This is a genomic window from Roseiconus lacunae (assembly GCF_008312935.1).
Lineage (GTDB): Bacteria > Planctomycetota > Planctomycetia > Pirellulales > Pirellulaceae > Stieleria > Stieleria lacunae.
Window position 1 is genome coordinate 526,727 of the sequence record NZ_VSZO01000053.1, and the last position, 20,559, is coordinate 547,285.

Here is a 20,559-nt window from a genome sequence, read left to right on the forward strand (position 1 = left end):
CGTGTAAAAGGATTGATTGACGATCGAATCCATGGATCAAACGATCGCTTTGACTGCGTCATGCAGTCGTGAAAACTGAAACGGCTTGGGGACAAAAAACCTTGCTCCGGCATCGATCGTTGTTCGCTTGTCGGCAACGCTTGCGGAGAGCATGATGACTGGGATATCTGCCGTTTCGGCGTCATCTTTCAGGACACGTAGTGCTTGCATGCCATCCATTTGAGGCATACGGACATCCATCAAAATGGCATTCGGATGATGTTGTTTCGCCATACGTACCCCTTCGGCGCCATTTTCAGCAGTCATGGTCGCATAGCCTTTCGATTTCAGGCGTAGTTGCACGCTGCTCGTTATTTGCGCTTCGTCATCTACAATCAGGATCAATTGATCAGGCATAGCAGATTTCCTCCGTTCGACAGTTCACTGTTTCGGCAAGATCGCGGACCGCATCGCCAATCGTCCATGTGCGACCGACGGTAATCTGAACGTCAGAGAGTGGGCCCAGCGGTCGATTCCGGCTTAGAAATTCGTGTTCGTTTAAAATGCGTTTTCTAACGGTCTCAACCTCGAAGCGAGGTGTGTTGACCAGCAGCATCCATCGGTTTCGTTCGGCACGAAAGACAAAGTCAAACGGGCGGACGAGATACCTCAGGAACGAATCGATTTCGTCGGATTCGTCGGTGGAATCGCATGTGACGACGATCTCGTTAACGGTGTCACATCCGTCAGGCTGAACCTTTAACCATTCCAAATAGCGTCGAACCAGTCGAACGGGATCGAAAATGGGGACGGTAAAGCGAAACGTGCTGCCTTCGTTAACCACGCTGTCCACGGCCATGGTGCCGAAGTTTAGGTTCACCAGTGTCTGGGCAATGTTCAGGCCCAGGCCGAAGCCTTTCGTGCTGTGGTAGGTGGGGGTGTTACAAAGTTGGGAGAAACGCTCGAAGATCTCCTCTAACTTCTCCGGCGGAATACCGGGACCGTCATCTGTGATTGCGAATTCAACTTCGGATTCATTGGTTTGCCGAACATCGATCGACACGTGTCCTTTTTCGCTTGCGAATTTCAGGGCATTGATCGAGAGGTTGATAATCACGCGACCGATTTTTTCGGCGTCGCAATAGATCATTGGCAGATCAGGTTGAATCGACGTCGATAACTCAACGCCACGGACCAGAGCTTTTCGCATCAAGGATGACTCGACATGATCGATGATTTCTTCCGCCGAGTGCTCGTCGCGTGAAATCCCCATCACACCAGACTCAAGTCGACTGACGTCCAACATGTCGTTGACCATGTTGTTCAAATCGTTTCCACGATCAGCGATGACATCCAGGAAACGCCGTTGTTCGTCGTTGACGTCCCCCACGATTCCTTCACCGATGATGGAAGCGTACTCGATGATGACAGTTAACGGGGTTCGGAATTCGTGCGAGATATTGTCGATCGACTGCTGTGCCGCCTCGCAGAGTTCTTGCAGCTTGGCATTCTTCTTCTCCAGCAGCTCCTTGCTCTCTTCTAAGTCCGCCAGCAAGCGTTCGTTCTCAGACCACATGGCCTGTCGTTCGACCGAATGCCGAATACTGCGGTTGAGTGTGTATTCGTTGGCGTGGTCTTTGACAATGTAGTCCTGCGCCCCGCGGCGAATCGCTTCGACCGCCAATTCATCGTCGGTCAGGGAAGTCAATACGACCACCGGTGTTGTCGGTAGTGTCTCGACCAGCTTCTCGACGCTTGCGAGGTCGCACGCGTCGGGCAGCGTCAGGTCCGTCAAGATGATGTCAAACGATTCCAGGTCAGGGCGATCGAGAGCGGCGCCGAGCCAATTTTCGGTGTGAAAATCACACACGCAACTCGACTGTTTAAGTGCGCGACCGATCAGTTCTATGTCACCCGGATTGTCTTCAATCAACAGTATTTTCATTGTGCCCTCCTGCGCATCCGCCGACGTCGTTTCTCAAACGTCGATCGTTCGTCTGGTGGAATTTCCGGGACTTGGATGTAACGCGAAATGACTTCCAGCAAATCGCAAAACTCGACCGGCTTGGTCAAGAATTCATCGGCCCCGGCGGTAAGGATTTGTTTCCGTAGCTTCGGATCTCGCATCCCGGTCAAAACGATGACGGGAATCTGTTCGGTACATGTGTTCGCCCGAATCGATGAAAGCACGAATTCACCGTTGCCGTTGGGCATCGCCAAATCCATGATGATCAGATCGGGATGGTTGGTGGTCGCTTCCCAGAACCCTTGCGTGCCAAAATATGCTGGGTTTACGTCGAGTCCGTATCTGCCTAGCCTGAGTTGAATCGAGCGCGAGACGTCGGGATCGTCGTCGATACAAAGGATTCGTGGAGCTTGATTACCGCTCGCCTTCGTCGAAGGCTGAACGGATTTGGAGGTCGATGGATAGGTCGATTTCGCTTTCGTCGCAGTTGCAGTAGTCATGCTGTTCTCCCGGAGAACCCAGCGGGGGTTTCAAGATGATGTGAGTCAAATTCAGGCCATTGAATCGATGGCCTCTCTAGAGTTCTTGTCGTTATCATTGAAGCCGTACGGCTTGCGGATAATGGCCTCTAGAGTCTCACATTGCGGGGAGAATGATGCGTCGTGATTGGTGACGCGGAAGTAATCGCTACACAATTTACACTACGGTCAAACCACAGTATGTCAAGCAATCTGTGTCTAAGATCATCCGCATTCCCCCCGAAATGCGATTTACGATTGGTTTGCCTTCTGCGGCCGTTGGCTGATCGTTTGCTGAGATTGGTTGGCCCCATCGATGATGTCGCGAAGCTCGTGAATCATCTCTTCGATGCCGACCACCGAGTCTCGGCTGCTTTTAATTTGCAAGGCGTTTACCTGGGCGTGGTCGGCAATATTGTCGACCTGGGATGCCAGGTTTTCGCCGACCGCCGCGACCTCGTTGATGCTACGGCTAATCTCTGCCGTCGTCGCGCTTTGTTCGTCGACCGCCGATGCGATCGATTGCTGTGACTCGGACATGCGGCCGATGATTTCTTGGATCTTTCGGACTGAATCTGTTACCACACTACTGTCGGACTGGATTTCAGAAATCGCTTGGGTAATGCTTTGTGTCGCTTTGCTCGTTTCGTTGGCTAGGTCTTTGACTTCGTTAGCGACAACGGCAAAGCCTTTCCCTGCCTCGCCTGCCCTTGCCGCCTCGATCGTTGCGTTCAGGGCCAGTAGGTTCGTCTGCTCTGCAAGCCCGTTGATGATCCCAATCACGTTCTCAATCTTGCGATTGCTTTCAAGTAGGTGTTCGATAGCGCAGGTCGTTTCTTGTGATTCCTGAACGGCATTGGCGGCGACCACGGACGCTTGGTTCATGTTTTCCGAAATATCGGCGATGCTGATGGTCATCTCTTTCGACGCCGACGCGAGGGCGCTCACGCTCGAAGAGATATCGGCGACCAAGGCTGACATCGAAGCGGAATCAAACGAAGTCGACTTTGCCGACTCTTCCAAACGGTCGCTTAGCTCATGTAAGTCGTGCGTCGCATCCTCGATCGCATGAGCGGACCGATACAAACGGGAAGTAACGGTGCGTTTGAGAACGACCCAAGTAATGACCGCCGTCAACGTCAACCCGAAAAAGGCGACCAGCCCAACATTGAGCAACTGCTCCATCACGGCCGCATCAGCGTTATCAAGCGACTGAATAATTTCAAAGGCCGCCGGGATATCGCCCGCCTTCCAGTTTTCCACCGCGACACCAGTCGGATCGGTTCCATTGTCGGTGCCCCAAGCGAGTCGTGAATCTTCGGACGAACCGTGACAGGGCAAACAGCTATCGGATACCCGGATCGGTCGAAAGTAATGAACGTTGTTGTTCGCATCGTCGACGTAGGTGTACTCATCGAGCCCTTGACTTCGAATCGTTTTTAACGCTTCGGACTCTAGCTGGGTCGGACTGTATTCCGGGTCACGAGCGTTTTCGGCCGGAACGCGAAAGGTATACCCGCTCTCTTCTGACTTGTGCATCGCCGCGTGTTGGGCCGCGACGACCGGAAGCAACGCGTTCGCATCTTTGCGTCTCCCGGATTTGATCAGGGCGATGAATTCATCATGGGAAATGATTCCGTTTTCCCAGTCCTTCTTTCGTTGTTCCTCTGCGGCTTCGGTTTCCAAGCAGATCGCTCGAGCTTTCTCGATCGTTGTCTCCAGTGCGCGCTGGTGGCAATTCTTTTGAAAGACCCAGAATATCGCCGCGACCATCAGAAACGGGCCGGCAATGCAGATCGTGATGACGCGGTACTGTAGCGGCAGATCCGTGTAGATGCGCACTCCTGGCCTCAGCTGTTTCGATAGATCGTCAGGGTTTGTGATGTCATAGGGTTCGTTTCATCACGCAATCGCAACCCGGAACGCTCGCGTGCGTCCGACACCCGCCAAAGTCAAATCGACTAATTCGCTGACCGATATCGAGCTTGCAGGCATCGCCCAAATGTGGGTCCAGGTTGTAGGCAATGAAGGTACCGCTCGACTCTAGATCGAAATCATCCTGCCGCTGCGAGTTGAAATCGTAATGGACAGAGATCCATACGGCGATTATCCCTAACCGTCATGCGGTGGGGCTGAAAACCGCCAAGACGATGTTCAAAGCGGCATGCGAGACGAAACGAGCGTTCCTTCTAAGCCTCACGATCGTTACGACTGAATGTGATGCTAATCTCATCGAATTTGGTCGATCACTGAGGACGATGAACGCGATCAACCGAGTGTTGCGGTAGATCAAGCGTTGTCTTAAGCAGTTGAACACGAATGAATCGGCTTAAGTCATTTCACCCTCCCACTGGGAGCGTCGGGCTCTGCCGTCCGGAGCGGGCACCCTCTCCGGCCGTTTGCCCAGCCGTTTGCGCGTCCGACCCTTCCGCAAGCGGGAGCGTGTCTTCCAGATACTTAAACCCAAAGACACTTGCTTTACCTGCTTAGATGCCGTTCAAACGGCGTTTAGCTGAATCGGCCGTGCAAGAACCATTGGCCCGACGTGATCTCTCGAAAGACCCACCAAAGATGGCCGGTGTCTGTTTCGATTCGATAGTAGTCTCGCCGTATCGTGGGCCCTTCCCACCATCCCGATTCGATTCTCTCGGGGCCCCACCAGTGACTCACACGATGAAGATCGCCGTCGAACCGAAAGACGGGGAAAGGACTTCTACCGGCTCGGTCGGCAGAAGAACGCGTCGGCGTTCCCAGCGGCATCGGTTGCCGCAATAACCGAACAGGGCGTCGTCGGCTATCCATCGCGCTGGGCAGCTTAAACGACCGTCCCTGGCGTTGGGGCCGTTGCGTGGTTGGTAGCCGTGACAACGCCTTGCGAGTCCGATGATCGGTTAACGCATAGATTCGATATGCTTTTTCAGGTAGCGGGTTGTTTCCGAGTCGAACACCAAGGACCGCATCACGCCCCAGACGACCGGTCAACGAATCGACAAGCTGCGCGAGGTTTCGGTCGGAGTGGCCACTTTCGGCGAGGGAAGGATCCGTTTGAGCGAACAGTGAGTTCTGGCGACTTCGCAGGCGATCGCTTTGTAGCACCATCAATGTCAGCTTTGTGACGGAAGACTTGGGGCGAGATGCTTCGATGCTGGAGTAAACCAAGCGAGCTAAATGATTTTTTTCAAGCGTGGGGGAAAACAGACCGATAGTTGTCGTTAGTTGCGAGCGACCGATTAGGTCAAGGCGACAAACCAATCGTAGTGCCCCACGTTGGTTTGTCGCCAACCTCGCGACGATTTGCTCGACCAATCGCGTTACGCGATCCTCGATGATCTCTAAGTCATCGGTCGGGTACTCAAGTTCATGTGTGGCCGCGATCTGTTGTTCGGCATGGTGAACTTGAAGTGGGACGTCGATCTCGCCGGTGATTTCCGCGATTCGGTCGACAAGCGTTTTACCAAGTCGACGCGCGAGGCCTGGACGCGGAAGATTCAATACGGAGCCGATCGTTTGGATCCCCAGACGGTGCAGCGTGTATTGCGTTTCAGTTTCGATCCGCAGTCCATCGATCGAGAGTGAACGCAGATCGTTGACTCCGTGCGAAGAAACAAAGTCGGGCTCGGGATTGTGATGGGCATGGGCCCAAGCTGCGGCAAGGTTGTCGGCGATCGCTAACTTGCCGACGACGCCGAACGTCGACAACATTTGATGTACCGATCGCAAGACACCCGGTTCGTCGTCAAACAAGTGTGTCACACCGGACAAGTCACACAGCAACGTGTCGGGTTCTGACAACAGGCGTCCCGCCCAAGGACGTTTCTCGATGGTTTCGATCGCGACCATGGGGGACACCGTCACTTGAAGCTGATCGGCAATCTTTTCAAGTGCGACACGATCGGCGATCGGATCGTGCTCAATCGCAATCGGAGAACGGTCGGTCGGAAGGGGTGTCGAACGTTCTTTGTTGGGGCGAGAAAGAGCTTGATGGACTAATTCGGTGGCTTGGGCGATAGCGATCCCGAGACGAACCCCCAGTCGTGCCGCGTCATCGCAACAGCCGACGACCACGCGCCCTCGCCGTGGATCGTTTTTCCAAAGGATCACAGGGTTTCGCAACGCCGTCGCCGCCCGTTCGTTTGGCGACCGCGACGATGCGTCAGGACACGGCCCGTTTGGGACTTGCCGTTGCCACTCGCTTCGCAGTCGTTGGATGGGCCAATTGCGAAGCCAGACGCTTAGCAGCCGTTTCATGGCGTTGAGGATTGCTGATCGGGACGGAATGAAGGTTGGCGTGATCGTCGAAGCGGATGTGGAGGTGTTTGCCCGTTACACCGCCACGAACGCGGTCGAGGGTGATCGAAAGGATTTCCGAGGGCTGGCTGCCTGATACACGCCCCATTCGAGGGCGGTTATGCGGTGCTGTCTTGCTACTGCCAACGCCGGCGCAAAAAACTGGGCGTCTTTTTTCGGCAACGTAAAACTGGGTCTCGGCAAAGCTAGGCAATTGGCGAGCTTGAAAGTTTCGCACCAATAATCCCGGAGTCGTTCCGGATTCGGAGGCCAGTTGCAAACGTCGCCCGTCGCGATCGTCCAGACGCATTGGCAGACGGGCGACCACGGCCGCGACGGCCCCGGAGCGAAGGGATTGATCGATCGACCAGATCGCGTCGCCGGAATTACGCGGACGCAGCAAGATCATCCGTTCGGCCGGAATGCCCAGGGCGACTGCCGCTGGCGGATAAAAACTGCCTTCGCAGTCAACGATCACCAGTGGTCGTGTTGGAACCATCGTGATGCGATGCGCGGCGGCAACCAGCGCCATCGATTCGGCTGCGGCACTGTCGTGGGCGGCAATCCATTCGGTCAATGAGGCGGGGTGCAGGCCGTTGCCAGGCAACCAAGCATCGATGGCGTCGCAGCCGGTAGAAAACGAGGTCAAAGTGCTCTCACGAGCAGTATTAACGCAGCCGACTTTACTCCGCAGGGCTTGCAGGACTTCTTGTCGAGACGCGGGGCGTGTTTCGCGGGGGGGATCCTCTTCGATCGCGTCTTGCTGAATCGTCGACTCGTCGCCCACGGCTAGCGCCGCCGGCTCAGTGGTGGCCTTTGAGCTACGGGCCGTCGCAGGCGCCATCAGGTCAGTTTTGGCCCCCCCTGACCGAGCCTCCATGAATGAGAATAATTGCTGCTCAATGGCCATTGCGGTTCATCCGGAAGCGAATGGTTCTGAAAAAGAAAGAAGAACGCACCCATTGCAAGCATATCCGATGCTAGCATTGCGGGTTTGGTTTTCCAGGAATCTCTAGTGGGTCGATTGGATGTGGGCACGAATTCGATGGGGACTGATCATCTCGGGCATCCTTGTGTTGGTGATTTTCTCGCTGGCCAATACCGCTCCGGTGGAGGTGCGGATGCCGTTGTTGTTTGACGTCCAGGTTCCATTAGCGATGGTGCTGGCGTTGTCGGCGCTTATCGGATTTATGGTGGGGGCGTTGTGGACGGCTTGGATGCTGCGACGGCGTTCGGCGCAATCTTCGAGGCAGACCTCCAGGTCGAATGGCAAAAGTCCGGGGGCGAAAACTCCAAGCGACCCTCCAGTGGTGGGGTGATGCTTTCAAGCTTAGGCACTATTTTGTTTCCGATCGTGGTTGAAACAGGCAAATCGCGGCGATCGGAAAATCACGGCAAACAAAGCCACGACAAACACTGCTGCATGCGACACGGACCTTGCTAGTAACGCGTCTCAGGCCGTTCTTTTGTCATCAGTAATTTCGGCCGCTTGATTCAGGATCCTTGTGCGAAGGGCTGGATTTGACTGCGGCGTTGGGGCTCGCTGCGGCGATGCACTCGGCGGGCGGCCATTTCTTCTCGGCGTTTGGCGACAAGCTGGTATCGAAGTAAAACGAGCCGGGCGAGATCCCCCATGCGGTGAAGGTTGTCGTCGCCAGATTGGGCGAAGTCACCAGTGGCGGTTCGTGATTCCGTTGACGAGATCGGCTGTGAGGACGCGGCGACTTGGGAATTTCCTCGCTGAGCGTTCGATCTTGCCACTTGCGATTTTTTTGGCGGCAAAACGGCTGGCGAGACAGGTGCACCGGCGGTGGTCAACGAATCGGTATCGAAAAGCATCAATTGCGTCATGACAGGGCTCCCGGCGAGAAAACTCAGCAAAAATTTGTGTGTCAGCCGAAGTGGCTGATTTGTTTGACTGAATCATCGAGAGCCGAATGACACGTGCGGTCACGGGCCAGCAGACACTGTTAGAAAAAAACAGAATCGGCTAGAATCCATCTGTTGAAACACTCCCTTGAAAGGAACCACTGCCAATGGCGACCGCCGAAGAAGAAGAAATCGATTTCAAAATCTCGCCAGAAGACCAGGATGAGCACAGCTTTGTCACCATTTGGAACATTGCCTCGGCGACTTGTGACGGAAATCTCGAACAGACCCGTGCCCTGGCTTCCAAGCTGCTGAATTTCCTCTGCAAACGCGATTGCGACTTCGTCGTGTGCAGTTCAGCAAACATCGAATACCTCGATGAAAAGTTCGAATCGGACAATAAAGTGCTGTACGACTGGAAACCGGAAAGCGAGTACGTGGACTTGGTGTCCCAACACGCCGAAGTGCCGGGCAAGGCATTCATGTCGTTCTTGAAGACGCACAAGTTCAACCCGTCGACCAAGTACAACCCGCGTCGAGCCGACCGAGTCACTTGGTTTAACGATCGTTGGTGCATCGGTTAAGTCAGCAGTTTGACACCGAAACCGAATTGCTGCCCCAAGGACAGGTGTTGCCTGCGGTCTTGGCAATTCATTCCGGCTTGAGTTTCAGAATTAGCCGAATGGCATTCGACGCCGTTTCGTTGCAACAACCGGGGCTAACGCCCGGCGGCTGATAAGTCGAACTCGAACATTTTGGCTAGACGAAGCATTGTGCTCAGTTCAGTCCGATTTTGAGATTATCCGAGTGGTGTTAGCTACGGTTTCTGTGAACAACCGGGGCTAACGCCCATCGGCTGACGAGTCGGACTCGAACATTTTGTCTGGACGAAGCCATTGGACCAAAGAACGCTCACGAGCTTTGCGGATGATTCGACCTCTACTCAAGTCACCAAGGTTCGCCTCCATCGCCAGTTCCCGGCTGTTATGGCTCGGCGTGTTCTCTGCCATCTCGACCATTGGCGTTCACCCGTTGGCCGCACAGGACAAATCTGTCCCACAGACGGCGACTCCGTTGAACGCATCTGGCCAGGGCTCGGATTCCAAGGCCACTTCCAAGGACGTCTCTTCCGGGCAAAACGATTATTCGGACCTACTTCCCAAACCTCGTCAGCGTTCGCTCGACGATTGGGCTCGACAGCTCAACAGCGACCGTTTCAGGACCCGTCAAGTCGCGAAGGAGCATTTGATCCAGGGCGGCCCTGAATCCGTCGCTGCGTTGAAGAAAGTTCTTGCCGAAGGCGACCTGGAGTCGACCGAAGCGGTGATCGCCATTTTGGCTCTCATCGCCGAAGATGAGCCGCCTTGGCAAAATCAAGGCGCGATCGCAACGTTGGAGTCCATCGCAGACGCCGGATTCGGCACCAAGACGACCATCGCTAAAAGTGTTCTGCGATCATTTACAGAAAGCCGCGACCGTCAAGCCCGCGAGGCGCTTGCCCACGCGGGTGTCTTTGTCGGTTCAGAGACGGTCGCATTGGGATCGCGTAGCCGTCCGCAAAATGTGGTTCGAATCGATGAGTCTTGGAACGGGACGGTTCAACAATTGGCCTGGATCCGCTGGTTGCAGGAAACTCCATTCGTGATCATCAAAGGCAAAGCGATCAAACCTGAGGTGCTCGAAGAAGTCATCCGAATTCCCGAAGACATCACGTTGATCCTGGTCGAAGGAACGTTGAGCGACGAATCGCTAGCCGTACTCGCCAAACGCGATCGGATCGAAGCGATTGAGGTCCGCTATGTGCGATTGAACGAAACGCAACTCTATCAGTTCGGAGAGTTGCAAATTCGGCAAGCACTTCACCTGATGGGGACCGGCGCAAAAACCGCACAGGTTGAGAAGCTACGCAGTGAGTTACCTGGAGTCGCTGTGACCGCTCGTAGTGGTGGATTCTTGGGAGTGATTTGTCGTAGCCTTGAAGAAGACTTTTGCGAAGTTAACGAGGTGATTCGTGGCAGTGGGGCGGACCAAGCAGGGATCTTGGCTGGCGACATCGTCACCCAAATCGATGACACCAAAATCACGCGTTTTGATGATCTTCAGCGACAGATCAACACGCATGTCCCTGGGGACAAGATCAAAATTCAAATCCGTCGCCACCGCGAACTGATCACCACCACGGCAGTCTTGAAAAAGCTCGAAAGTCAATGACGGATGCTGTCCGCCGAAATCAAAAACGGAAACCACAACAGACAACGGTCCAAAAGGCTCAGGCGGAAAGCCAAGACGTTCCGCATGACTTGCGTTGTCAGGCGAGCAGTTGGCGTCGCGATGTGCGGCGGCGTTTATTCGCATGGTTCGAAGATCATGCCCGTGTGTTGCCTTGGCGCAGTGAGCCGACGCCGTACCGTGTTTGGGTCAGTGAGATCATGCTGCAGCAAACACAAGTTGCGACGGTGCTGCCGTACTACGAACGTTGGATGCGACAATATCCAACGGTCGTTGATCTAGCCAACGCCGACGAAGCGGACCTGATGCGGATCTGGGAGGGCTTGGGGTACTACCGTCGTGTTCGTTCGATGCACGCGGCGGCGAAACGGGTCGTCCAAGAGCATGAAGGAAAGTTCCCGACGGACTTCGATGCCGTCCTAGCACTTCCTGGCATCGGCCGTTACACCGCCGGGGCGATTCTTTCGATCGCTTGTGATCAACGACTGCCAATACTAGAGGGCAACACCCAGCGAGTGTTCAGTCGTTGGGCCGCGATGAGTCTGACGCCGACCGAAACAAAGGCGAACAAATGGCTGTGGCAGTTTTCGGAAAAGCTACTTCCGCAACATGAGTGTGGGACGTTCAATCAAGCGGCGATGGAAATCGGGGCACTCGTCTGCACTCCCAAAAAACCAAAGTGCGATGAGTGTCCGATCCGACAGTTGTGCTGCACCGCCGCGGCTGGGTTGCAAGAATCGATTCCCGGAAAGATCACGCGAGTCAAGTACGAGGATCGGATGGAGTTTGCGTTGGTCTTGTCACGAAAGGCACGCGGCCAAGAGGGCCAAGAGTACTTGGTGCGACAGTTGCCTGACGACGCCAGATGGGCCGGACTTTGGGATTTTCCTCGTCCGACAGAGGTTGAAACAAAAACTGTGGACGCTGCCGCACGGTGGCTAGAGGGCGAACTCGGCACGCCTGTGCGGGTGGGCGCTCGTCTGAAGACGATTCGGCATGCGGTGACAAAGTTCCGGATTCAATTGCATGTTCACTCCGCCTCGGTGAACTCAAAACAGACGCGAAGCAAACTTCGTGATCCGCTCTGGAGGTGGGTGCGACAAGATGACTTGGCGAATCTTCCGATGAGCGTTACCGGTCGGAAAATCGTCCACTTACTCGCACAATCAGAGCAGTCGTTTTTGCCGTTGGAATAATTCGTCTTGGCACCGCGTGAACGAATTTGGGTTTAGAATAGACATGTCGAATGCGAAGGGTTTCTTAACCACGTCGCCCCGCCATCGACATTCCCACCACGTCCCCAACTTCACGATGAATTTGCGATGTCTCACAGAGAACCATCTGGCCTTGATAGGCCATTGTGCTTCGCGGAAGCAGATCGATTGACGCGTTGTCGATCCGCTTTTCACAAAACTGTTTTGTCCGCTGCTTTCGGAACCGTCGCAGCACTGACTGCGTCAACGATCGGGCCCGCCGCAGTGTTTGCCGCAGAAAATGAATCGGCGAACACGAAGTCCGCTGTCGTGCTGGGCGAAGACGAATCACTGTTATCGGGAATTCCCGGCCAAGGACTCTTGTCGGTTGAACAGGCGACCGAATGGATGTCCAAACCCGAAGTTCACCAGGAGCTTCAAATTGATCTGCCAAAGGGAATCAAGGCGGCGCTTGGCAATGTCTTTATTCCGGCTGACAACCCGATGACGCGGGCAAAGATCGAGCTCGGACGCCAGTTGTATTTCGATCCTCGGCTTTCATCGGACAACACGATCTCTTGTGCGTCTTGCCATAATCCCGCCGAAGGCTACGGCGCTCAAACTCGCTTTGGTGTTGGCGTTGATGGGCAAGAGGGCGGACGCAATTCACCGGTCTCTTACAATCGGATCGTCAGTCAAGCTCAGTTTTGGGATGGTCGCGCGGCGACGCTCGAAGACCAAGCCATCGGGCCGATCGCCAACCCGATCGAGATGGGGAATACTCACGATGCTTGTATCGCTGACCTTGCCGCAAACCCAGTTTACAAGTTGCAATTTAATAAAGTCTTCGAGGACGGGATCAGCATCGAAAACGTTGGCCGGGCGCTAGCAGCGTTTGAACGAGCCATCGTGACTGGCCCCACACCGTATGACTTTCAAAAGGATCTGGACACCTTCGAAACCGTCTTCGCTGATGACCTTGAGTACTTGGACGAAGAGCCTGAACTCAAAGAGCAATACGATGCGATCAAAGCCGCCATCGAAAAGCATCCGATGAGCGAGTCTGCCAAGCGCGGGATGAAGTTGTTCTTTGGCAAAGCGAACTGCACGGCATGTCACGCCGGAGCCAATTTCACCGACGAACAGTACCACAACTTGGGCGTCGGGATGGAAGTCGATCAACCGGATTTGGGACGCTACGAAATCACCAAAGACGAAAAAGATAAGGGCGCCTTCAAAACTCCGACTCTTCGTAACATCGCGCTCTCTCCTCCGTACATGCACGACGGAAGTCAAGAAACGCTTGAAGAAGTCGTCGCGTGGTACAACAAAGGTGGCCACCCCAACAAATGGTTAAGTGACAAGATGAAGCCGCTAAATTTGACCAAGCAAGAAGAAGCGGATGTCGTCGCGTTTATGAAGGAAGGGCTGACCGGCGCTTTTCCAAAGATTCAGACCGGACGTCTTCCTTTGTAATAAAGTCGCCTGACTTTGGCGGCTTTCGTGAAGGCTTGACGCATTTACTTTTGACGCCGTTTTAATTCCGCAAGTGTTCCTGAGCACGGTTTCCGAACGGAGGCCGTGTTTTTTTTACGGACTCTTGTGGGCGAACGCGGCTCAGTCACTCCAGAATTGGGAATCCGGGGCAAACTTAGAAGCAAGTGCGGAACGCATGCAGCCTACGAGGACCCGATAAACCATAGCGACCCTGGATCATGATGCGTTAAGGCGAATCAATATTCGCATGTGTGAAGTGATCTCTCGCAAACAATAGCTTGCTTGATTCAGAACTTTCCGACGCGGACGGGCTGTTGATTGGATTCGGAGCGTGCTGATTACAATTGACCTATCGAACAGCCCCGTGAAGATAGATGCCAATGTTGCTTAACCAGAAGAGGGGCTTCAGGCAATCAAGTCTTTTTCGATTGTCCAGCGTTAGGCGCATCACTCATCAAAACCAGTCACGCCACCTAATCGATTGCCATCTCGCCCCCCTTTTTTAGGCGATCGCTTGGCAAAGTCTATACACTTTCGAGTACACTTTCATTCTATGCCTCGTGCGCATTTTCTTGTTTCTGAATTCTCGGAGAACATTTGTTATGGAGCGACGTCAATCGCGCCGGCTAGGTTTCACGCTCGTGGAACTATTAGTCGTAATCGCAATTATCGGTATCCTTGTCGGACTGCTGCTGCCCGCAGTTCAAGCAGCTCGTGAAGCTGCCCGACGCATGAGCTGCAGTAATAACTTCAAGCAGCTTGGACTGGCAGTTCACAATTATCACAGTGCTTACAAGCAACTTCCGATTCATGGTGCCGGTACCGGCAGTCCAGGTGGCGGTGCCGCTCCATTCGGCAGCACTGATGCCACGACGAATTGGTGGACCAACTACGGTGACTCGAACGCTTGGCGTTTGAGCGCGCTCGTTGGCCTGACGCCGTTCATGGAGCAGCAAGGTTTGTGGGACGAGATCAGCAATCCAAGCTTGATCAACGCCCTCGATCCAGACAATTTGCTCGGCACACCGTGGCCGGCGATGGGGCCGACGATGCAGTTCCTCCAGTATCGCCCCTGGGTTACCGAACTTCCTATGTTGCGATGCCCAAGTGATCCCGGTGTCGGTCTGCCCGCCCAAGGTCGAACAAACTATGCCGCTTGCATGGGTGACTCGATGTGGTGGTCGGTACGTGGACCTAAGATTCACCGCGAGAACAAAGGCGGTGAAAAAGTCGGTGACGATGCTGGTTGGGCGATCAACTCCAACGCCGCCGACCGTGGCGTTTTTGTACCGCACCAATCTGCCAAGTTCCGCGACATTCTCGACGGCCTATCAAACACGATCATGATGGGTGAGATCGTCACCGACTTGGGTGACCGAGACGTCCGTGGAACCCAGACGAACAACCCGGAAGGCAACCCTCCCGATGACGTTCGTGACAACCCGAACTGGTGCCAGGAGCAACCCGATCAGATCGATCCGGAACGTCCAGGGTTCTGGCAAGCCGGACACGCGTTGGGCGGCAACAACAATGGCCGTGGTTACAAGTGGGCTGACTTCCGGCCCAACTTCTGCGGGGTGCATACGATCCATGGACCGAACGCACCTATTTGTGGCGGTAACAATACCGGCCAGACTGGAATGTTCCCACCATCAAGCCGTCACCAAGGCGGTTGCCACGTGCTGATGGGTGACGGTGCGGTTGTCTTCTTGACCGATTCGATCGAAGCCGGCGATCCGCGGGCCACGATGGTCTATCGTGAAGGAACCGGCAACGCCGCGCCAGGTAGCCCTAGTCCATACGGTTTGTGGGGAGCCTTGGGAACGAAGGCCAGCCGCGAAGTGATCGAAGAACAGCTCAATCAGTAAGCCGTAACACATCGCTAAATCAAATCTAGAATCTCGACTTCGGTTTCGAAGTCGAGATTTTTTTTTCCTCTTGAGGGAGCGCTGTTGTTGGTTCAGTCACTCTGCCCAAGCAAAGTTTGATGACTTACAGATTGTCGCTCATTTCGCCCGATGCTGCCGCTTGCTCTGCAGCTTCTTCGGCTTGGTATTGCTCGATCGCCGATTGCTCGGCGTCTTCAACTGAATTCGATGGTGCGGACGAGCAACCGGTCAACACAACCGCGAACAATGCCAGGCAGACCGTCATCAAAAGATTCTTCATTTCAGCGTCCAATTTGATAGTCATTGGGAGACATACGGAATCAAACGGGCAACGGAGGCTGCTCACGCGGTTTAGTGGAGTGAGGCAAACCATGTGCTTGTCGCTACAGACATGACGCGACGACACGTTTGATCAAACACGACGGATTATAGCCCATTGCGGATGAACCGTCAGGTCTCGCAACGTGCTAATTCATCAAGGCTCCGTCCGCAATCAACGCGGCCCAAACCCTCTAACAAATTTCAATCTCGCTCATCGCCGACGGTCATTCGCGGTGTTTGTTTGACGGAACCGTGGCTAATGCCATACGGCGGAAGCGGAGAACGTTCTAAACCTCGCTCGATCACTTGGCGAGAAGCTCCTTCACGATCGATTCGAGTCGCATTCCAGAAAAATCGATCGCAGCTACTTTGCCTCCCCGATCGATCACTGCGACGAATGGCATCGATACCAGGCCGAATTCGGCTGCGATCGGGTTGGCTACTTCTCCATTTCCCGACGAGACACTTCGGAAATTTGGAAACGTGATTTGATTGGATGCAATGAACTCACGAACCGGTGCTTCGGCCGGGTCAAGATTCATGCCCACAATTGAAATTCGATCGGGGGCTGAAGACTGGACTTTTTGTAGTAGCGGCAATATCTGTAGTGAACCGGGGAACTGCATGACCCAGAACGGCATCAAGACAATCTTGTCTTCGTAGTCCACCGGCGTGAGTGTTTGGTCGACCACGACGGGATAGTTTTCAAAGTCGAACGTTGTGCCGATCACATCGCGTCGTGCCTGCATCGCTTCTTTTGCGGTCGCGACTTCTTTCGCGATCGTTGAGTCTTCGTCGGTAATGTTTTCCGAGAGTAAACGAAACGTTTCTTTCACGAAGTTGTCACGGCCAAAAACTTCCAAGTGGAGCGTCGCTTCCAAAAGGAACTGGACTGCAAAGATATCTGGCGAGTCGTTTAGTAATTCGTTGACGGCATCCGTCCATCGTTCAATCGCGACTTCGTCGTTGTCTAAGATGGCGTCGAGCAAACGGCGTGCGCGGTCGAATTTTGCGGTGCCTGCCGCGTCGGCGGCAATCTGGGAAATTGTCGGGTCGGTCGATTCGCCGTACAGGGTCAAGATCCGTTCTCGGACTTTTGCGGCTTGATCAATCATTCCATAATCAGCCAATGTCCGCCGCGCTTCGGCCAGCATCAAAACTGCGGGAATATCCGCTTGAGATTTCGGTTGCATTGAGTTGACCAGTTCAACCAATTCATCGGCAGCTTCGTCGCGTCCGCCTGCTAGTTCGTCGAGTGCGAAACCGATCAAGATGATCCGCGAATCACCAGCGACAGACGGGATCTCCGAATCGAGATTGGATTCGGCGAGTGTCTTCAAGGCCTTGGCACTCGGTAAGTCACCCATCGACGCAAGATGTGACAACGATTGCAATTGCCCGCGCAATCCGGCGATCTTTTGCGTCTCCGTCGCATCTGCATGGTTCTTCAGTTGTAGAGACCCTTCCAGTTTTTTTCGTGCAATCGCTTCAAGCATGCGACTGATTTCAACAGGATCTTTCAGTTGCGTTTTGCCCCGACCGACAGCTTCCATATCCAAATCGCAGTACTGCAGCCAATCAATCAACTCTTGGGGCGTAAAGTCTTGACGCAATTGACGGCGATTCAGGTCTCCCGCCAAATCGTCGTTCTGGTCATCGGTAGGGGCATTGGGAACATCGTCGGCAAGATGGAAGTTCAATCCCGGTGCAGGTTTTTGGCTAGTCATTTCTTCCGCTTCACCTGGCGCCGGCGGCAATTCTTCGGCGCCGGGGTCGGACGGTGCGGAAGGACGCTTATTGGCGACGGCATCGAGCAAGCTGGGCTTTGTCGCAAGGTCTTGTGCGTTCGTGACGCCACCTACATCACCGGTATTGGTTTCAGGTTCCGAAATTGACTCTTCGTTGGGCTGTGAGCACCCCAAGCAGAGCATGGTGACAAAGAAGATCGCTGAAAAACCTGCGGGTTGGAAATGGCCAGACATGCCAATACCACTCGATCGAAAGGTGTGGGGACGACGGGACGGAAACTCTGCATGACTATATCCGAACGATTGGCGGGAGACTGCGCCAGCTTCAACGCAAAAACGAGCCGTTGGCGGTCCGTCTTGACGCCGCGCCAGCAAACTCGCTATCGAACGATCGATGGACCAGAGCCAAACCATTGCCGTGCAACGCCCCAATCGCTGGGACGAACCTCTCGATTCCGCAATGTCCGATGCGGACGTGGCATGGCTGCGCACTCGGTCGCCATTTAGCAAAATGGATCGTGCGGCGTTTCCTAAGGCGACCCCCCTGGATGGGATCCTCCGGTACGACTGTCGTCTCCATCGCGTTGAGCCCGGCGAGATCATTGTCCGCGAGGGGGACTATGGAAATAGCGCGTTTTTGGTGATCACCGGAACCGTCCGTGCGATGATCGACTCGTTGCCCGAGAAACAATTGGGACGCGAGGCGACACGGATGATCGACTGGGTCGAAGCTCTGAAACGTTATCTGGGGCGTTCGCCGTTTCGAGAGAGTCGCACGGCAGAGCAAGTCAGCTTGAACGCGAACGATGATCGGTCCAGGTTGATTCGCGATATTGACGATCGACAGGCGGTGTTTCTGCAGGACACTGATGCAATCTTTGATCGCTACGACAACGTGGCTCTCGGTGCGGGCGAGTTGTTTGGCGAAGTGGCGGCTATGTACCGCTCTCCACGTTCGGCGAGTGTGATTGCGGAAACCGAAGCTGCCCTTTTGGAGATACGGTGGCAAGGCCTACGTGTGCTTCGGCGAGATCGACAATTCGCCGATACCTTGGAAACGCACTACCGAAAGCACTGGTTGCCACTGCACTTACGTGAGATACCGTTGCTGCGTTTTCTGCCCGATGAGAACTTAGCGAAAGTAATCGAGGCGACACAACTCCGCTCGTACGGCAGACTGGAATGGAATGCCGACTACAAAAAAACTCGCAAGCTGCCAGCAAACGAGCAAATCGCGAAAGAGCCTTTGGTTCTCGATCAAGGTCAATTCCCGACTGAGCTAATCGTGGTACGAAGCGGTTTCGGCCGAATGTGCATTCGACACGGGGCCGGCCACCAGACGACAGCCTACCTGGGGAAAGGTCATTTTTTCGGGCTCGAAGAAATGACTTACAACGCCTTTCGCCCCGAATCAATGCCGCCGATTCCATACCAGCACTCGCTTCATGCGGTTGGTTTTTTGGATGCGTTGGCAATCCCGGTCGAAACCTTTGCGACCGAGATTTTACCACACGTCCGTAAGAGCGAGCTTCCCGAAGTCGCCCGCCATTTAATCGGTAGCTCGTCGGCTTCGCCAAAAGAACGCAGGCGAAGTGGTCGCCGCGAGACACAGTCGGAATCCGAAGTTGCGACCAACCACCAGGATGTCTCACACGCCGCCGGCGCTTCGTTTGATTCAACGAGCTTGCTAGAGTTTGTGGTCCAAAATCGATTCAACAACGGTCGTGACGCGATGGTCATCGACTTACACCGTTGCACTCGGTGCGACGACTGTGTTCGGGCGTGTGCTGACGTGCACGACAATAATCCGCGATTTGTCCGCCAAGGTGCTGTCCACGACCGATTGCAAATCGTTCAAGCCTGTATGCACTGTACAGATCCGGTTTGCATGATCGGTTGCCCGACCGGCGCAATTGCGAGAGACATGAACACTGGTGTCGTTTCGATTCATGATTCGATTTGTGTTGGTTGCGGTGTTTGCTCGGCAGCCTGCCCGTATGAAAACATCGCCATGGTCGAAGTTAACGATAAGAAAGGGCGAGCCTATGTTGATCAGAAAACGGGCCGCCCGATCAAGAAGGCGACCAAGTGCGATCAGTGCAGCGGATTGCCCACCGGGCCGGCTTGCGTTGCGGCCTGTGCCCATGACGCAATTGCACGGATCGATCTTAGCGAGTCTGCCCCACTTACCGAATGGTTGGAGAAACGGAGTTGATCAAAACACCGGTTCAACCGATTTCGTTTCGTCGTCGACGGAGCATCGCATTCGCGGTGACGATCGCCGCCGTCGCGGTTGTTTACTTCGCGGCGGACTATGAGCGAAATCGATTGGGTGAACCCGATTTCGTGACCGGCTTCACCGTTTTCGGTGGCATCGCCGCGCTGATGTCATTGGGAGTCAGAAGACGGCTGACGTTTTTACCGTTGGGAAGTGTCAGCATGTGGACCCAGATTCATATCTACACCGGAGTGTTCACAACGATCGTGTACCTGATGCATGTCCCCGCTCTCATTGGCGGGGGAATGTTCGAAGCTTTCCTGTCGGTGATCTTTTGCATGGTGTCGGCGAGTGGATTTTATGGGCTTTACATCAGTCGAACGCTGCCAAAGCGTTTGACCAATGTCGGGAAAGAACACCGCTTTGACCGTATGCCTTGGACTCGAAATGAACTCGCCAAGATCGCCGAACAAACCTTTCAACAGATCAAGGAACCGACGGCGAAAGAGGTGATCGAGTCGTTTTATCGAACGACGCTAGTTCCCTTTTTCGGTGGCAAACCGTCACTGGCGTATGTTCTGGTGCCGACGGGAAATCGACGACGTCAGCTAATTGGCGATCTTGGCAATCTACATCGCTACCTAGAACAGGAAGGACGAAGCGTCGCCGGCAAGTTCGCTGCGCTCGTTCGGCAGCGCGATGATTTGGACTACCAATTCGCACTACAGCTTCGATTGCGAGTCTGGATTGTCTTTCATGCGATTCTATCGTTCCTATTGTTGTTGTGCTCATTCATTCATTTGTTCATCGTGATTCACTTTGCCTGGTAACTCCAACCGAATGAT

The 20,559-nt window shown here is 54.4% G+C and carries 17 protein-coding genes; 8 read left to right on the forward strand and 9 right to left on the reverse strand.

The features are described from left to right. Positions 1-36: 36 nt before the first annotated feature. The 6 genes from FYC48_RS24925 to FYC48_RS24950 all read right to left on the reverse strand — a co-directional run bounded on the left by FYC48_RS24925 (position 37) and on the right by FYC48_RS24950 (position 7,594). A complete protein-coding gene (locus tag FYC48_RS24925) occupies positions 37-396 on the reverse strand; it encodes a response regulator (RefSeq protein WP_149499495.1) in 360 nt (119 codons plus the stop codon). Next, positions 389-1,924, reverse strand: a complete 1,536-nt coding sequence (locus tag FYC48_RS24930; RefSeq protein ID WP_149499496.1) for a hybrid sensor histidine kinase/response regulator — start codon at positions 1,922-1,924, stop codon at positions 389-391. The genes FYC48_RS24925 and FYC48_RS24930 overlap by 8 nt, the downstream gene beginning before the upstream one ends. Then, positions 1,921-2,445 (reverse strand): response regulator, encoded by a 525-nt coding sequence (locus FYC48_RS24935; protein WP_149499497.1) that lies wholly within the window; start codon positions 2,443-2,445, stop codon positions 1,921-1,923. The genes FYC48_RS24930 and FYC48_RS24935 overlap by 4 nt, the downstream gene beginning before the upstream one ends. A 270-nt stretch (positions 2,446-2,715) precedes the next feature. Further along, complete coding sequence (locus FYC48_RS24940; protein ID WP_149499498.1) at positions 2,716-4,305, reverse strand: methyl-accepting chemotaxis protein; 1,590 nt, start codon at positions 4,303-4,305, stop codon at positions 2,716-2,718. Positions 4,306-4,971: 666 nt separating this feature from the next. Continuing rightward, positions 4,972-6,564, reverse strand: coding sequence for a Y-family DNA polymerase (locus FYC48_RS24945; protein WP_149499499.1), 1,593 nt, complete (start codon positions 6,562-6,564; stop codon positions 4,972-4,974). Positions 6,565-6,616: 52 nt separating this feature from the next. Continuing rightward, positions 6,617-7,594 carry an ImuA family protein gene (locus FYC48_RS24950; protein ID WP_149499500.1) on the reverse strand — a complete coding sequence of 326 codons (978 nt, stop codon included), beginning with the start codon at positions 7,592-7,594 and terminating at the stop codon, positions 6,617-6,619. A 184-nt stretch (positions 7,595-7,778) separates the two neighbouring features. Here FYC48_RS24950 and FYC48_RS24955 point away from each other — a divergent pair, with 184 nt between their 5' ends. After that, complete coding sequence (locus FYC48_RS24955) at positions 7,779-8,069, forward strand: lipopolysaccharide assembly protein LapA domain-containing protein (protein WP_149499501.1); 291 nt, start codon at positions 7,779-7,781, stop codon at positions 8,067-8,069. A gap of 175 nt (positions 8,070-8,244) precedes the next feature. Here the strand turns inward: FYC48_RS24955 and FYC48_RS24960 are convergent, their stop codons facing one another. Continuing rightward, a complete protein-coding gene (locus FYC48_RS24960; protein WP_149499502.1) occupies positions 8,245-8,601 on the reverse strand; it encodes a hypothetical protein in 357 nt (118 codons plus the stop codon). A 185-nt stretch (positions 8,602-8,786) separates the two neighbouring features. On the opposite strand from FYC48_RS24960, the gene FYC48_RS24965 reads away from it, so the two are divergent. The 5 genes from FYC48_RS24965 (at position 8,787) to FYC48_RS24985 (ending at position 15,406) form a co-directional block, all read left to right on the forward strand. Beyond that, positions 8,787-9,203 carry a hypothetical protein gene (locus FYC48_RS24965; RefSeq protein ID WP_149499503.1) on the forward strand — a complete coding sequence of 139 codons (417 nt, stop codon included), beginning with the start codon at positions 8,787-8,789 and terminating at the stop codon, positions 9,201-9,203. Between the two features lie 343 nt (positions 9,204-9,546). Next, the gene (locus tag FYC48_RS24970) at positions 9,547-10,830 is read left to right on the forward strand and encodes a PDZ domain-containing protein (RefSeq protein ID WP_149499504.1); all 1,284 of its coding nucleotides are present in this window, start codon (positions 9,547-9,549) and stop codon (positions 10,828-10,830) included. Further along, positions 10,827-12,044 (forward strand): A/G-specific adenine glycosylase, encoded by a 1,218-nt coding sequence (mutY, locus tag FYC48_RS24975; protein ID WP_235034415.1) that lies wholly within the window; start codon positions 10,827-10,829, stop codon positions 12,042-12,044. Before FYC48_RS24970 ends, mutY begins: the two co-directional genes overlap by 4 nt. Before the next feature lie 222 nt (positions 12,045-12,266). Further along, positions 12,267-13,517 (forward strand): cytochrome-c peroxidase, encoded by a 1,251-nt coding sequence (locus FYC48_RS24980; RefSeq protein ID WP_390622165.1) that lies wholly within the window; start codon positions 12,267-12,269, stop codon positions 13,515-13,517. A 623-nt stretch (positions 13,518-14,140) separates the two neighbouring features. Beyond that, entirely contained in the window at positions 14,141-15,406 is a 1,266-nt protein-coding gene (locus FYC48_RS24985; protein ID WP_149499506.1) for a DUF1559 domain-containing protein, read from the forward strand. A 124-nt stretch (positions 15,407-15,530) separates the two neighbouring features. Here FYC48_RS24985 and FYC48_RS28000 read toward each other — a convergent pair whose 3' ends face one another. Next, positions 15,531-15,731 carry a hypothetical protein gene (locus FYC48_RS28000; protein ID WP_160149759.1) on the reverse strand — a complete coding sequence of 67 codons (201 nt, stop codon included), beginning with the start codon at positions 15,729-15,731 and terminating at the stop codon, positions 15,531-15,533. Between the two features lie 319 nt (positions 15,732-16,050). After that, positions 16,051-17,730: a TlpA family protein disulfide reductase gene (locus FYC48_RS24990; RefSeq protein ID WP_149499507.1), complete on the reverse strand. Its 1,680-nt coding sequence runs from the start codon at positions 17,728-17,730 to the stop codon at positions 16,051-16,053. A 160-nt stretch (positions 17,731-17,890) separates the two neighbouring features. On the opposite strand from FYC48_RS24990, the gene FYC48_RS24995 reads away from it, so the two are divergent. Continuing rightward, positions 17,891-19,711, forward strand: coding sequence for a 4Fe-4S dicluster domain-containing protein (locus FYC48_RS24995; RefSeq protein WP_149499508.1), 1,821 nt, complete (start codon positions 17,891-17,893; stop codon positions 19,709-19,711). Next, positions 19,690-20,544 carry a hypothetical protein gene (locus FYC48_RS25000; protein ID WP_149499509.1) on the forward strand — a complete coding sequence of 285 codons (855 nt, stop codon included), beginning with the start codon at positions 19,690-19,692 and terminating at the stop codon, positions 20,542-20,544. Before FYC48_RS24995 ends, FYC48_RS25000 begins: the two co-directional genes overlap by 22 nt. Positions 20,545-20,559: the final 15 nt, after the last annotated feature.